Genomic DNA, 12,636 nt, shown 5'->3' on the forward strand with positions numbered 1-12,636 from the left:
CGTTTTCGCCGGGAAAATCCCCGTCTCAGCCGCTCTTTTTCTTGCTTTTCGCAGCCGGCTTGGCTGGCTGGGCCGCATCGCGCTTGCGGGCGGCTTCCTCGGCGGCGATCTGGTCGGCGCTCTTGGGCGAGGTATCGACCACCGAACGCACCGTGCCGCTGGAGCTGACCGTGCAGAGCGCATCGCGGAGATCGACCTTCAGCACGACCGCTGTGTTGCCGCCGGCGGCGGAACGGGAATCGACCGCGGAGATGACGCTCTCGGGCAGGAAATATTTGTCCGCCGCCGCCGCGATGCAGGGCTGGGCGAGCGCAGGGTCGACATTGGCGCGCAGTGGCTGCGGCAGGATGCGCGGCAGCGGATTGCCGGCCGGTCTGGAAGACGGCTCTCCCGAAGTGATCGCGCAGGCTGCCAGCGGCGCCAGCATGGTTAACAGGAGAATACGTGTCCCGGTCCGGACGCAGGCGTGCATGGCGTAAAACCTCATGAGCGGTGGCTGTTGATATAGCCCGGAAACTATTCGGTTTTGCCGAATTGTCGAGTGGCACGGCGGCCACATCAAGAGAATTTCGAATCACTCCACAATCTATTGAGCCGCATGATCTTACCTAGAAGTCTGCAACTTTCCGGGATCATGCCCTATTTAGGTTGAACCGCGAGCATCCAGTTGAGCGCCCCACGCCAGTCGGTCATGCGGATCGGCGTGCCGTGGTTTCCGGTTTCGAAGCGGTGGAAGCGCACGGGGTAGCCGGGAGCGGCCTTGCGGATGGCGCGGTAAAAGGCCTCCTGCTTTTCAACCGGGAAAACCGGATCGCGGCTGCCATGGCCGAAGAACACCGGCACGCGCCGCTTGAAGGCGGGCGAGGTCAGGAAATCCTCGTCCCAGAGCGACCCGAGAAGGACGAGGCCTGAAAGCATTTTTGCAGCCTCTGGGTCATTTGCGAGCCGCCAGCACAGCATCCCGCCAGCCGAACCGCAGGCGACGATGACGGGCGCGCGCGGCGAGGCTGCCTTCGCCTGGGCGATCAATCCGGATATCTGCGCCTCGCCCTTTTTATCGAAATCGCTGAAATCGGGCGAGAGATAGAGCCCGCCATTGCGCGCCATCAAATTCTTCAGCCGGTTGAAATTGCCGCCAAACGTATAGTCGTTCATGCCCTGGAGACGATTGCCGCCCTGCCCGTGCAGATAGATGACGATGACGGACGCGTTGCCCGGAATATCGCCGACGGCCAGCGTCTTCACCGATCCCGCCGGTGTTGCAACGGTCAGATCCTTCAGCGAGCGCCGGGGCTTCAAGGAGACATAGGCATCCCTAACGCGGCGCTCCGGCGTCGCATCGCGCCCATTGATATCGCGCATCTCGGAATAGTCGATGACGAGATAATCGCCGTTATCGGCTTCTTTCAGAATGCCAGGATAGGCGAAATAATCGTCCTTGTAAGGTGCAAGTTGCGCCTGAGCGGCGGCGGGCAGGCTTAGAAGGCAAAACGCCGCCAGAAATATCCGATATCCGATCCCCATGGCTCCCCCGGACTAGTGTCTGTCAGAACTAGCTTGAAACAGCTTTTCCCCGATCGTCACAGCCTCTAGGATCACAGATCCAGCGCGTGATAGCGGCGGTTGAGATAGACCAGCGCCTGGTCCTGTTCTCCCATCCGGAGATCGACGACCTGGCCGAACAGCACATAATGCGTCGCGTAGTCCTGCTGGCTGACGATGCGGCAGTCGAAAACGGCGAGCGCATCCTTCAGGATTGGCGCGCCGGTCTCAAGCGTCTCCCATTCGCCGAGCGCGAAGCGCTCCTCCGGCGATAGCGCCAGCCGTCCCGAAAACGCTTCCGAGAGCGGGCGGTGCTTGGCCGCCAGCGTGTTGATGGCAAAGACGCCGTTCTCGATGAAAAGCCTGTTTTGTTCATGTTCGCGCAAAAGGCAGATCAGCACCGTCGCCGGATCGTCCGAAACCGAGCAGGTGGCGGAAATCGTCACGCCGCGCCGCCCGGCCGGCCCGTCCGTCGTCGCGACATGCACCGCGCCGGCGAAATGGCTCATGGCATTGCGGTAGGAAAGCGGATCGATGATGGGCGTCTTCTGCGTATCGTCTTTCACGTAAAGCACGTTTTCACTTTCATGGTCTGCGGGCTTATGCCGTCATTGCTGCCCTGAACATAAGGATTTATGACCGTTTGTACACGCACCCGCTTATGGAAGTGATAAGCGCCATTGCGCAGCCGGACGGAAACCGCTACCCGCTTACATAGTGTGACATTCTAGGATCAACAAAGCAGAATGAAGCATTTATCGCTTCTCCGAACGATGTTTTTGAGCCTCGCGGTGCCATTTGCGGCAGCAATACCCGCCGCCGGGGCCGAGATGCGCATCGGCGTTGCGGCACCGCTCACTGGTCCCTTCGCGCTTCTGGGCCAACAACTGACCGATGGCGCGCATCTGGCGACGACAACGGCGCCTACCGGGGAGGCAACCACCCCTATCATCATCGACGACAAATGCTCGGCCGAGGGCGGGGCCGAAGCGGCGGAGACATTCATCAAGGCGGGCGTGCGGATCGTCACCGGTTTTCTGTGCACCGAGGCGCTGGAGGCGGCCCTGCCGCTCTTGGGCGAGAAGAACATTCCCGTGGTCACACCGGCCATCCGCGAGGCGGGTCTCATCGAAAGGCGGGCGAAGGAGCCCCTGCCCGTCTTCCGCCTTCTCCTTCCAAGGGATCGGGAAGCCGTCGCGGCGGGCGATATTCTCGCGAATTTGTGGCATGACAAGGCCTTCGCCATCATCGACGACGGCACGATCCGCGGCCGGGAGTTGGCGCATGCCGTCCGCACCCAGATCGAGGAAAAGGGGTTGAAACCGGTCCTGACCGAGACTTACCGGCCCGGACTGGACAATCAGGGCGCGCTCGTCGCGCTGTTGCGCCGCGCCGGGGCCACAGAGGTCTTCATCGGCGGCGAGCGCGACGATGCGGCGGCGATCGCCGCTGCCGCTGCCCAGCTCAACTATCCCCTGACGATCGTCGGCGACGAAGCGCTGCGCGCCGCCCCCGGCGCCGTGGACCTTGCGCCCGATACATTGATGATCGCCGCGCCGGAAGCCGAAACCCTGCCCGCCGCCGCACCCGCCGTGGCAGCGCTGCGCGCGGCGGAAAGACCCGCCGAGGGCTATGCCGTGCCGGGATATGCGATGCTGCAGATTGCCATTCAGGCGGCGACGGCGGCGGAGACCGAGAAGCAGCCGGTACTTGCCACGCTGCGCACCAAGACATTCGACACAGCGCTCGGCACCATCCGTTTCGACGAAAGCGGCTATCGCAGCGATAATCCCTACCGGCTGTTCCGCTATGACGGCAGCCAATTCGTCCCCGCGGCGGAGTGACGGCATTGAAACACGGGCCCCGCAATCTCCTGACCGATGTGGGCGGCCTGCGTGTCGGCAATGCCTTGGATGTGCGCATCAAGAGCGGCGTCACCGCAATCCTCTGCGATAATCCCGCCACCGCCGCCGTACACGTCATGGGCGGCGCTCCCGGCACCCGCGAGACCGACCTTCTGGAGCCGCACAACACGGTGGAGGCGGTCAATGCGCTGGTTCTGTCAGGCGGCTCGGCCTTCGGCCTCGATGCCGCCTCCGGCGTGCAGGCGGCGCTGCGCGAGCGGGGCATCGGCTTCGAGGTCGGCGGATATCGTGTCCCCATCGTGCCCGCCGCCATCCTCTTCGATCTCAGGAATGGCGGGGACAAGGATTGGGGCCGCTATCCGCCCTATCGCGAGCTCGGCTATCAGGCCGTGGAGAACGCCACGCAGGATTTCGCTATCGGCACGGCGGGCGCGGGCACCGGCGCGCTGGTCAGCGGCCTGAAGGGCGGGCTCGGCTCCGCCTCGACCGTTCTCGACAATGGCATCACCATCGGCGCGCTCGCCGCCGCCAATGCGATGGGCTCGGTCACAATTGGTCAAAGCCGGCATTTCTGGGCGGCGCCCTTCGAAATCGGCGCGGAATTCGGCGGCCTCGGCCTGCCGCATCCCCTGCCCGCCGATGCGACCGACATCAGGCTGAAATTCCGAGACCCCGCGCCGCTCGAAAACACCACCATCGCCGTCATCGCCACCGATGCGATCCTCACCAAGGCGCAGGCAAAACGCCTCGCCACAGCGGCTCATGACGGCTTCGCCCGCGCCATCTGGCCGGCGCACACGCCGTTTGACGGCGATCTGGTTTTCGCGCTGGCGACGGGGACAGGCGGCGCCGCGCCGCAGATCGAGGATTTCATCGATCTCTGCGCCGCAGCCGCCTCCACCATGGCCCGCGCCATCGCCCGCGGCGTCCATGCGGCGCAACCTGCGGAGAATGATCCATTTCCGGTCTGGAAAGCGCGTTCCGGGCCGTAAGCGCCGGGCGATGGTGGGGTATTCAGGGCCGGTCTTGAAGGTTGGTTTTTGCAGCGTCGGAGTCGGGGGGAAGCGGGTCTCACGCTGCGGCTTGCGTGCGCGGCCGCTGCGAGAGTAGTCGGTCGCAAACTCGACTGATTAGCGGCTGTCGTCCAATGAAGCACGTTCCAGATAGTGTGTACTCAGAGCTGCTGCGAGTGCAATCGTCGCAGAGCTCAGCATGACGAGAAGAAGCGTATAACGGGCGTTCTCATCTGTCAGAACGGCGCCCGCGATCGATGACATCGCGGCGCCACCTGTGACTGCAATCGCGCTCGCCAGACCCGCAGCGCTTCCAGTGAGCTTCGGGCGAACTGAAATCGCGCCTGCGTTTGCACTCGGCATTGTCAGGCCGTTTGACACTCCAACAAACATGCACGGGCCAAACAGTGCCATTACATGGTCGATTCCCATGAAATGCAGGATCAGGCCGAGCAGAAGACCGGCGCAGGCGATCACCCGTCCCGCGATCAGCGTGGTGGTCAACTGGAATCGACACGCGAAACGCCCGGAAAGAAAGCTTCCGAACATGAAACCTCCGGTTATCGAGCCCATATAGATGCCGAGCGTCGCCGGAGACAGGTCAAAGGCGGAACTGGCGACGAGAGGTGCGCCGGCCAAAAACGCATAGAAAGCGCCGACCGAAAAGGCCATACACAACGCATAGGCCCAGAAACGTCTCGATCCGAGTAATTCAGGATAGGCACGCAATTGCTCGGCAATCGTGTTCGACGGGCTGCGGTTCGTCTCATGCAGATCGATCCAACATAAGGCAAACACAGCGATCCCGAAGATGGCGAGAAACCAAAAGCTGGCCCGCCACCCGAACGCCTCGTCAAGCAGACCGCCAAAGCTCGGGCCAAGCATAGGCGCCACGGCCCACGCCGCCGCGACATAGCCGATCTTGCTGGCAGCCTGTTCCTTGCTGGCCGTATCCCGAATGACAGCCATCGACACCGCATAGGTCGGCGCAATAACAGCCTGGATCATCCTGCAGGCGAGAAAGGTCCGGACATCAGGGGCAACAACACATCCGATCGTGGCGATCACAAAGACCGCCAGCCCCCAAAGGATCACAGGACGACGCCCAAACCTGTCCGACAGCGGCCCCATCACAATCTGGAGGCATGCCGAAGCAGCAGCGTAGACGGCGATCGTAAGCCCGACGACGCCGTAATCCACACCGAACTCCGCTGCCATGTTCGTCAAAGAAGGAAGAAAGATGTTGACGGGAAGAATACCGAGCGCCGACAGCAGAATCAGCGTGGATAGGTGTGGAGGGTGTGGTAATTTTGGCATGGCCATTGGGGTGAAGTCCCGGGGATGGTGAATTCTGGGCATAAAAAAAGCCCCGTCCGGGGCCTAAGTACCGCGCATGGGTGCTTCGCCTGGCGGCTATGCCGCCTTGCCCATGCGCGTTCCTACTACGACAAAGATCATTTCAACATTCATGGTGAGATAGTTAGAGGGGAATTGACGTGGGGTCAACGTCTGCAAAGAGGTCGAAAGCAACTGCCCGGAATGGTGCAGAATTCCTGAGCAGCCGACGCGATCGTGATTGCGAATTGGGCATGAAAGCCTGTTCAATAGAATCTCAACCGATGTCTGCACCGGGCCTGCGCCATCGCGCGGCACCGGTGCGGCGGAACCTGCCGCGCGTGCCCCTTTCCGGTCTTGAGTCGGCGATAAGGCTTCCCCGCCTCGCCTCTCCGTGCTAACGGCGCTCTAGTTTTCCACGGAGACCGCCATGCCCCGTCCGCTCGTCATTTCGCCATCGATCCTCGCTTCCGATTTCGCGAAGCTCGGCCAGGAAGTCACCGATGTCCTCGATGCGGGCGCGGACTGGATTCATATCGATGTCATGGACGGGCATTTCGTGCCGAACATCACCTTCGGCCCGGATGTGGTGAAGGCGATAAGACCGCTCACCGAGGCGGTGTTCGACACGCATCTGATGATCGCGCCCTGCGATCCCTATCTCGAAGCCTTCGCCAAGGCGGGCTCCGACATCATCACCGTCCATGCCGAGGCCGGCCCGCATCTCCACCGCTCATTGCAGACGATCCGCGCGCTCGGCAAGAAGGCCGGCGTCTCGCTCAATCCGGCGACACCGGAGACGGTGCTGGAATATGTGCTTGACGATGTCGACCTGATCCTGGTCATGACGGTCAATCCCGGTTTCGGCGGCCAGAAATTCATCCCGGCCACGCTTGAAAAGATCCGCCGCGTCAAGGCAATGATCGGCGATCGTCCGATCGATATCGAAGTGGATGGCGGCATCACCGTGGAAACAGCGGCCGACGTCGGCATGGCGGGCGCCAATGCCCTCGTCGCCGGCTCGGCCATCTACAGGGGCGGTTCGGTCGACGCTTACCGCGCCAGTATCGACGCCATCCGCTCGGCGGCGCTGGGCGTGCGAAAGGGATGATGCAGATGCGGACCGTTCTCGCGGCAATCTTTCTTTTCCTATCGGCGGCCTTTGCCGCTCATGCCGGAGATGCGGCACGCCTTGATATCATCGGCTTTTCGAAAGACGGCGGAATCTTCGCCTTCGAGGAATATGGTGTGCAGGACGGCTCCGGCTTTCCCTATGCCAATCGCTTCTATATCTCGACCGAAGACGACCGCTTCCTGCCCGGAACGCCGATCCGGATACGGCTCGACCGCGACGGCGCGACAATCGACGAGGCGCGCAGGGAAGCCCGCTTGAAGGGCGAAGCCGCGGCGCATGTCCCCGACGACGCGCTTCGCGCCCATGCCGGAGAGACCGTCGCCTTCAATCCGGTGACCGAACTTTCGGCCGATCCGTTCCGTATCGTCGTTAATCCCCGCCCCGTTTTTCCGGCCATCGACACGCCAATAGAATTCCGTCTGACCGAAATCGCGCCGCCTCCGCCCGCAGATTGCAGGGATCTGGGCGAGATGAAAGGTTTCCGCCTCGTGGAAATCAACCCGACGCCTGATGGCATGACCAGGCTGCTGCATGAAGACAAGAGCATTCCGGCAAGCCGCGCCTGCCCGCTCGGCTATCGCATCGGCGCCGTGCAGATCTCCCATGACGTGGAGGGGCGGCCCGTCAGCGCGATCCTGATTGCGGTGCGCAGCGTCGGCTTCGAAGGCCCCGACCATCGCTGGCTCGCCGTTACCAGACGATAGCGGCCGGCGGGAAACCGTGCCCAAAACATACGTTGAGTGATAGGCTTGCGTCTGTTATTGCCCACGGCAGACAGGCTCCCGTAACAGGATGAAAACATGATCCCGCGCTATTCGCGGCCGGAAATGGTCGCCATCTGGTCCCCCGAAACGAAATTCCGCATCTGGTTCGAGATCGAGGCCCATGCCTGCGACGCGCTGGCCGAACTGGGCGTTATTCCCAAGGAAGCGGCGAAGACGATTTGGGAAAAGGGCGGCGCGGCGAAATTCAACGTTGCGCGGATCGATGAGATCGAGGCCGTCACCAAGCACGACGTCATCGCCTTCCTGACCCATCTCGCCGAATTCATCGGCCCGGATTCGCGTTTCGTGCATCAGGGCATGACCTCGTCGGACGTGCTCGATACGACCTTCAACATCCAGCTCGTGCGCGCCGCCGATATTCTGATCGCCGATCTCGACCAGGTGCTCGCGGCGCTGAAAAAGCGCGCTTTCGAGCACAAGGACACGGTGCGGATCGGCCGCAGCCACGGCATCCATGCCGAGCCGACCACGATGGGCCTGACCTTCGCGCGCTTTTATGCAGAGATGGCGCGGGGCCGCGCCCGCCTCGTCGCCGCGCGGGCCGAAATCGCCACCGGCGCCATCTCCGGCGCGGTCGGCACCTTCGCCAATATCGACCCGCGCGTCGAGGAGCACGTCTGCGCCAAGCTCGGCCTTCAGCCGGAGCCGGTTTCCACGCAGGTCATCCCGCGCGACCGTCACGCCATGTTCTTCGCCACGCTGGGCGTCATCGCCTCATCGATGGAGAACATCGCCATCGAAATCCGCCATATGCAGCGCACCGAGGTGCTGGAGGCGGAAGAGTTCTTCTCGCCCGGCCAGAAGGGCTCCTCGGCCATGCCGCACAAGCGCAACCCGGTGCTGACCGAGAACCTGACCGGCCTCGCCCGCCTGGTGCGCATGTCGGTGACGCCGGCGATGGAGAATGTGGCGCTCTGGCACGAGCGCGACATCTCGCATTCGAGCGTCGAGCGCGCCATCGGGCCTGATACAACCATCACGCTCGATTTCGCGCTCAGTCGCCTCGCAGGCGTGATCGAGAAACTGGTGATCTACCCCGAGAACATGATCGCCAACATGAACAAGTTCCGCGGGCTCATCCACTCGCAGCGCGTGCTTCTGGCGCTGACGCAGGCCGGCGTCAGCCGCGAGGACGCCTATCGCCTCGTCCAGCGCAATGCCATGAAGGTCTGGGAACAGGGCAAGGATTTCCTCGAGGAACTGCTGGCCGACCAGGACGTGCGCGCCGCGCTATCGGAGGAGCAGATCCGCGAGAAGTTCGATCTCGGCTATCACACCAAGCATGTCGATACGATCTTCCGAAGGGTGTTCGGCTAAACGGACGCTTACCCGATGCCGTTGAAGCATGTCCTGCTGGCGATCCTCGCCGCCGCCGCCTATGGCTTCGCCTTCGTCGCCATCAAGGCGGGCGTCGCCGAGATACCGCCGCTGCTCCTGACAGGCTATCGCTTCTTCTTCGCCGCCGTGCCGCTGGTGTTCTTCGCCGGGCGTCCGGATGTGGGCGCGCGCTGGCTGATCGCCTATGGCGTCATGCAGGGCGTGGTGATGTTCGGGCTCCTGTTCATGGCGATCTCTCTCGGCATGCCGGCGGGACTTGCCTCGATCGTCGTGCAGATGCAGGTGTTCTTCACCATTGTCATTTCGGCAGTTCTCTTCGGCGAACGGCCTGGCCCGACGCAGATTGCCGGCGCTGCGGTTGCGCTCGCCGGCATCGGCCTTATCGGCTGGTCGCGGGCCGAGGACGCGCCGCTGATGCCTTTCCTGCTCGTGCTTGTCTCGGCAGCCGCGTGGGGAATTGCCAATATCATCGCCAAGGCGGCCAAGCCCCAGAAAATGCTGCCGTTCGTGCTCTGGTCGTCGCTCGCCGCACCCGTGCCGCTGTTCGTCCTGTCGGCGGTCTTCGAAGGCACGACATTCGGCCTGCCGCCGCATATGCCCTCGCTCGTCGGCTTTGGCTCGATCGCCTTTCTCGCCTGGCCGACGACCGTGTTTGCCTTCACCGCCTGGGTCTTCCTGCTGCGCAAGCATCCGGCGGCTGTCGTCACCCCGTTCGCGCTTCTGATCCCGGTCTTCGGCATGGGATCGACAGCGGTCGCCTTTGGCGAACGACTTGATGCTCAGGCGGCGCTTGGTTCGTTGCTGATCTTCTTCGGCCTGATGATCAACATATTCGGGCCGAGGCTAGTGCGGCGAATTTGACATTTGATATGCGCTAGGCCGCGACCGTTCTGATAACGGTGCCCCACGGATCCTCCAGGGATTTCGACTTCCCGCCGCGCGTATCTTCAAGTTCGACCCATGCGAGACCCGCACGGCCCTTCTCGCGCCGGCCGGCGCCCGGACTCTGCCAGGAATTGGCGGCGATATGATGGTGATAGCCGCCGGTGGAAAGGAACACAGCCTTGTCGCCATAGGTCTGCACCGTGTCGAAGCCGAGCTCGCGATGCCACCAGTCTTCCGCCTCTCCGGCGTTGCCGACACGCAGATGCACATGGCCGATGACGGTATTCTCCGGCGCCCCGTCCCAAATCCGCTTGGTTTCCGCCAGTTCGCCCAGGAGGTCGGCGACATCGAGCCGCTCGGTCGCCATGGCGACCTTCGGGCCGTTCCACTGCCAAGTCTCATGCGGGCGGTCGGCATAGATCTCGATGCCGTTGCCTTCCGGGTCGGTCAGGTAGATGGCCTCGCTGACGAGATGATCGGATGCGCCGGCGATCGGGATATGCCGGTCGATCGCCTGGCGCGCCCAGAGTGCCAGATCACCGCGCGACGGCAGAAGGAACGCAGTGTGGTAAAGCCCGGCACTACGGGGATCGTCGGGCCTTGCCGCGGAAAACTGCTCGATTTCCAGCAACTCCCGGTCGCCGGCGCCAAGGACGATGGCGCTGCCGCGACGCGCTATTTCCTTCAGGCCAATGATATCCTGATAATAGGCGGCGAGACTTTCTGCGTCCCTGGCCTTCAAACCCACCCTGGCAACGCGGACCGGCGTCGTGACTGCAAAAGGTACGTCGCTCATTTCTTTCTCCATTTCTGAGAGATAGATCGCCACAATCACCATGCCGGGCAAGCCGCGTTTCAGCGAACAGGCTGTTCACCGAACACACTCAAATGCTTCCCTGGCCGTCTTGAAGAGCAGCGGCTCGCGATCTAAATGGGGGCGATGAAAGTCAAAGACGCCGATATCCTGATCATCCCAGGTTACACCAATTCAGGCCCCGACCATTGGCAGAGCCGATGGCAGGCGAAGCTTTCGACCGCGCGACGGGTCGAGCAGGCGGAATGGTCAAAGCCGGTGCGCGAGGACTGGGTGGCCGAACTCGTCAAGGCGGCGAGCCAGGCGACGCGGCCCATCGTCCTCGTCGCCCATTCGCTCGGCGTGGCGACCGCGATCCACGCCCTGCCCGCAATCAAGGACAAGGTGAAGGGCGCGTTCTTCGTCGCGCCGCCCGATGTGGCCGATCCCACGGTCAGGCCGCGCCATTTGATGACATTCGGCCCCTACCCGCGCGATCCCCTGCCCTTTCCCTCGATCACCATCGCCAGCCGCAACGATCCCTTCTGCCGCTACGAGGTGGCCGACGAAATCGCCTCGGCCTGGGGATCGTTCTTCATCGATGCGGGCGAAGCCGGTCACATCAACGCCGAGTCCGGCCATGGCCCCTGGCCGGAAGGCTCGATGGTCTTCGCGCAGTTCCTGTCGAGACTTTAGCTTTTTTAAGCTTTGATCGCGTCGACCAGCGCCTTTGCGCCGAGCTGGATATAGCTCGTGTCGTGCGAAACCGTGATGAAACGGTAGCCGAGCGGGTTATAGCGCCGCGCGAAATCGGGATTTGGCGCGTAGATGCCGGCGAGCTTGCCGACGGCTGAAGCCTTGCGGGCGATTTCCGTCAGCGGCTCGACCAGCGCATCCGAAGCCGGGTTAGATTCGCGGCCATTGCTCCAGGCGATCGAGAAATCACCCGGCCCGACGAACACGCCGTCTATGCCGCGCACGCCCAATATGCCGTCCAGCGCCTCGAATGCCGCCCGTGTCTCGATCATGGCGAAGGCAAGCGTCTCGCGGTTGGCATTGGTCAGATAATCGTTCGATCCGCGCTCGCCATAGCCGGCATTGCTCCGGAACGGCCCCCAGGATCGTTCACCGACCGGCGGATATTTCATCGCGGCCGCGAAACGCTCCGCATCCTCGACCGAGTTGATCATCGGGGCGATGACGGCTTCGGCGCCGAAATCGAGCGCCCGGCTCGCCATGTCGAAGCGGCCCACCGGAATGCGCACCACGGGCGGCTTGCCGAGCGCCAGGATGAGGCCGAGACCGTACAGTACGCTTTGCTCGTCATGGCCGCCATGCTGCATGTCGAGTGTGACGGCGTCGAACGCCGTGCGCGCCACCGCCTCGATCGTCAGCGGCTCGGGTAGGGCCGACCAGGCCGACAGAAGCGTTTCACCGGAGCGAAGGCGGGAAGCGAGGGACATGCTGCAAATCCTGGAAAAATCGACGAAGGTCCGGGAGAAACTACAACATCAGCGCTGCAATCCAACAAAAAACCGCCCATGAAGGGCGGTTTTCCTGAAATCCATGGCGCTGAGCTCAGCTTTCCTGGATCTGACGAACCGCTTCCGCAAGGAATTCTTCCATGGTGCGACGGATCTGGTGATCTGACTGCTGAACACCGGCCGCATCGAAATCGGCGCGGATCTTGCGGAACACGTCCTCGTCGCCCGCTTCCTCAAAATCGGCCACAACCACTTCCTTGGCATAGGCATCGGCATCTTCGCCGGTTTTGCCCAGTTTTTCCGCAGCCCACAGGCCGAGCAGCTTGTTGCGACGCGCCTCCGCCTTGAACTTCAATTCCGCATCGTGGGCGAATTTCTTTTCGAAAGCGTCCTTGCGATCGTCCATCCCGGTCATCATCTAACTCCAAGCGCTGGTGTTTCTCGTTCGCGAATCCGCGTTC

At 62.7% G+C, this 12,636-nt stretch carries 14 protein-coding genes; 7 read left to right on the plus strand and 7 right to left on the minus strand.

What is annotated here, in order from left to right; all coding sequences use genetic code 11:
• Window positions 1-25 precede the first annotated feature (25 nt).
• From ATN84_RS10825 to ATN84_RS10835, 3 genes are all read right to left on the minus strand, one after another.
• Window positions 26-472 carry a hypothetical protein gene (locus ATN84_RS10825; RefSeq protein ID WP_068881648.1) on the minus strand — a complete coding sequence of 149 codons (447 nt, stop codon included), beginning with the start codon at window positions 470-472 and terminating at the stop codon, window positions 26-28.
• Between the two features lie 167 nt (window positions 473-639).
• Entirely contained in the window at window positions 640-1,524 is an 885-nt protein-coding gene (locus ATN84_RS10830) for an alpha/beta hydrolase (protein ID WP_068881649.1), read from the minus strand.
• A 71-nt stretch (window positions 1,525-1,595) separates the two neighbouring features.
• Window positions 1,596-2,051 (minus strand): flavin reductase family protein, encoded by a 456-nt coding sequence (locus ATN84_RS10835; RefSeq protein ID WP_082766254.1) that lies wholly within the window; start codon window positions 2,049-2,051, stop codon window positions 1,596-1,598.
• A gap of 237 nt (window positions 2,052-2,288) precedes the next feature.
• Between ATN84_RS10835 and ATN84_RS10840 the strand changes: the two genes are divergently transcribed.
• Both ATN84_RS10840 and ATN84_RS10845 read left to right on the plus strand, forming a co-directional pair.
• A complete protein-coding gene (locus ATN84_RS10840) occupies window positions 2,289-3,386 on the plus strand; it encodes a branched-chain amino acid ABC transporter substrate-binding protein (RefSeq protein WP_068881650.1) in 1,098 nt (365 codons plus the stop codon).
• A gap of 5 nt (window positions 3,387-3,391) precedes the next feature.
• Window positions 3,392-4,399 carry a P1 family peptidase gene (locus tag ATN84_RS10845; protein WP_068881651.1) on the plus strand — a complete coding sequence of 336 codons (1,008 nt, stop codon included), beginning with the start codon at window positions 3,392-3,394 and terminating at the stop codon, window positions 4,397-4,399.
• A 138-nt stretch (window positions 4,400-4,537) separates the two neighbouring features.
• Here ATN84_RS10845 and ATN84_RS10850 read toward each other — a convergent pair whose 3' ends face one another.
• On the minus strand, window positions 4,538-5,743 hold the full coding sequence (locus tag ATN84_RS10850) for a multidrug effflux MFS transporter (RefSeq protein WP_082766232.1): 1,206 nt from the start codon (window positions 5,741-5,743) through the stop codon (window positions 4,538-4,540).
• A gap of 442 nt (window positions 5,744-6,185) precedes the next feature.
• Here ATN84_RS10850 and rpe point away from each other — a divergent pair, with 442 nt between their 5' ends.
• From rpe to ATN84_RS10870, 4 genes are all read left to right on the plus strand, one after another.
• Window positions 6,186-6,866 (plus strand): ribulose-phosphate 3-epimerase, encoded by a 681-nt coding sequence (gene rpe, locus ATN84_RS10855; protein WP_068881652.1) that lies wholly within the window; start codon window positions 6,186-6,188, stop codon window positions 6,864-6,866.
• Window positions 6,867-6,871: 5 nt separating this feature from the next.
• Window positions 6,872-7,594 carry a DUF2259 domain-containing protein gene (locus tag ATN84_RS10860; protein ID WP_068881986.1) on the plus strand — a complete coding sequence of 241 codons (723 nt, stop codon included), beginning with the start codon at window positions 6,872-6,874 and terminating at the stop codon, window positions 7,592-7,594.
• 96 nt (window positions 7,595-7,690) lie between these two features.
• Window positions 7,691-8,992 (plus strand): adenylosuccinate lyase, encoded by a 1,302-nt coding sequence (gene purB / locus ATN84_RS10865; RefSeq protein WP_068881653.1) that lies wholly within the window; start codon window positions 7,691-7,693, stop codon window positions 8,990-8,992.
• A 15-nt stretch (window positions 8,993-9,007) separates the two neighbouring features.
• Complete coding sequence (locus ATN84_RS10870) at window positions 9,008-9,874, plus strand: EamA family transporter (RefSeq protein ID WP_068881654.1); 867 nt, start codon at window positions 9,008-9,010, stop codon at window positions 9,872-9,874.
• A gap of 13 nt (window positions 9,875-9,887) precedes the next feature.
• On the opposite strand, the gene ATN84_RS10875 is transcribed toward ATN84_RS10870, so the two are convergent.
• The gene (locus ATN84_RS10875) at window positions 9,888-10,694 is read right to left on the minus strand and encodes a VOC family protein (RefSeq protein ID WP_425287392.1); all 807 of its coding nucleotides are present in this window, start codon (window positions 10,692-10,694) and stop codon (window positions 9,888-9,890) included.
• 144 nt (window positions 10,695-10,838) lie between these two features.
• On the opposite strand from ATN84_RS10875, the gene ATN84_RS10880 reads away from it, so the two are divergent.
• On the plus strand, window positions 10,839-11,387 hold the full coding sequence (locus ATN84_RS10880) for an RBBP9/YdeN family alpha/beta hydrolase (RefSeq protein WP_068881987.1): 549 nt from the start codon (window positions 10,839-10,841) through the stop codon (window positions 11,385-11,387).
• Between the two features lie 5 nt (window positions 11,388-11,392).
• On the opposite strand, the gene ATN84_RS10885 is transcribed toward ATN84_RS10880, so the two are convergent.
• Together ATN84_RS10885 and ATN84_RS10890 are read right to left on the minus strand one after the other, a co-directional pair.
• Window positions 11,393-12,154 (minus strand): HpcH/HpaI aldolase family protein, encoded by a 762-nt coding sequence (locus tag ATN84_RS10885; protein WP_068881656.1) that lies wholly within the window; start codon window positions 12,152-12,154, stop codon window positions 11,393-11,395.
• 115 nt (window positions 12,155-12,269) lie between these two features.
• Window positions 12,270-12,593, minus strand: a complete 324-nt coding sequence (locus ATN84_RS10890; protein WP_201026354.1) for a DUF1476 domain-containing protein — start codon at window positions 12,591-12,593, stop codon at window positions 12,270-12,272.
• Window positions 12,594-12,636 lie beyond the last annotated feature (43 nt).

This window comes from Paramesorhizobium deserti, from assembly GCF_001558695.1.
GTDB lineage: Bacteria > Pseudomonadota > Alphaproteobacteria > Rhizobiales > Rhizobiaceae > Paramesorhizobium > Paramesorhizobium deserti.

Excerpts from the sequence above, each read along its gene's own strand:
- ATN84_RS10850 (WP_082766232.1), bottom strand. The coding sequence starts at position 5,743 with ATGGCCATGCCAAAATTACCACACCCTCCACACCTATCCACGCTGATT.
- ATN84_RS10860 (WP_068881986.1), top strand. The coding sequence starts at position 6,872 with ATGCGGACCGTTCTCGCGGCAATCTTTCTTTTCCTATCGGCGGCCTTT.
- ATN84_RS10890 (WP_201026354.1), bottom strand. The coding sequence starts at position 12,593 with ATGATGACCGGGATGGACGATCGCAAGGACGCTTTCGAAAAGAAATTC.
- ATN84_RS10825 (WP_068881648.1), bottom strand. The coding sequence starts at position 472 with ATGCACGCCTGCGTCCGGACCGGGACACGTATTCTCCTGTTAACCATG.
- rpe (WP_068881652.1), top strand. The coding sequence starts at position 6,186 with ATGCCCCGTCCGCTCGTCATTTCGCCATCGATCCTCGCTTCCGATTTC.
- ATN84_RS10875 (WP_425287392.1), bottom strand. The coding sequence starts at position 10,694 with ATGAGCGACGTACCTTTTGCAGTCACGACGCCGGTCCGCGTTGCCAGG.
- ATN84_RS10880 (WP_068881987.1), top strand. The coding sequence starts at position 10,839 with ATGAAAGTCAAAGACGCCGATATCCTGATCATCCCAGGTTACACCAAT.
- ATN84_RS10830 (WP_068881649.1), bottom strand. The coding sequence starts at position 1,524 with ATGGGGATCGGATATCGGATATTTCTGGCGGCGTTTTGCCTTCTAAGC.
- ATN84_RS10870 (WP_068881654.1), top strand. The coding sequence starts at position 9,008 with ATGCCGTTGAAGCATGTCCTGCTGGCGATCCTCGCCGCCGCCGCCTAT.
- ATN84_RS10885 (WP_068881656.1), bottom strand. The coding sequence starts at position 12,154 with ATGTCCCTCGCTTCCCGCCTTCGCTCCGGTGAAACGCTTCTGTCGGCC.
- purB (WP_068881653.1), top strand. The coding sequence starts at position 7,691 with ATGATCCCGCGCTATTCGCGGCCGGAAATGGTCGCCATCTGGTCCCCC.
- ATN84_RS10835 (WP_082766254.1), bottom strand. The coding sequence starts at position 2,051 with ATGAGCCATTTCGCCGGCGCGGTGCATGTCGCGACGACGGACGGGCCG.
- ATN84_RS10840 (WP_068881650.1), top strand. The coding sequence starts at position 2,289 with ATGAAGCATTTATCGCTTCTCCGAACGATGTTTTTGAGCCTCGCGGTG.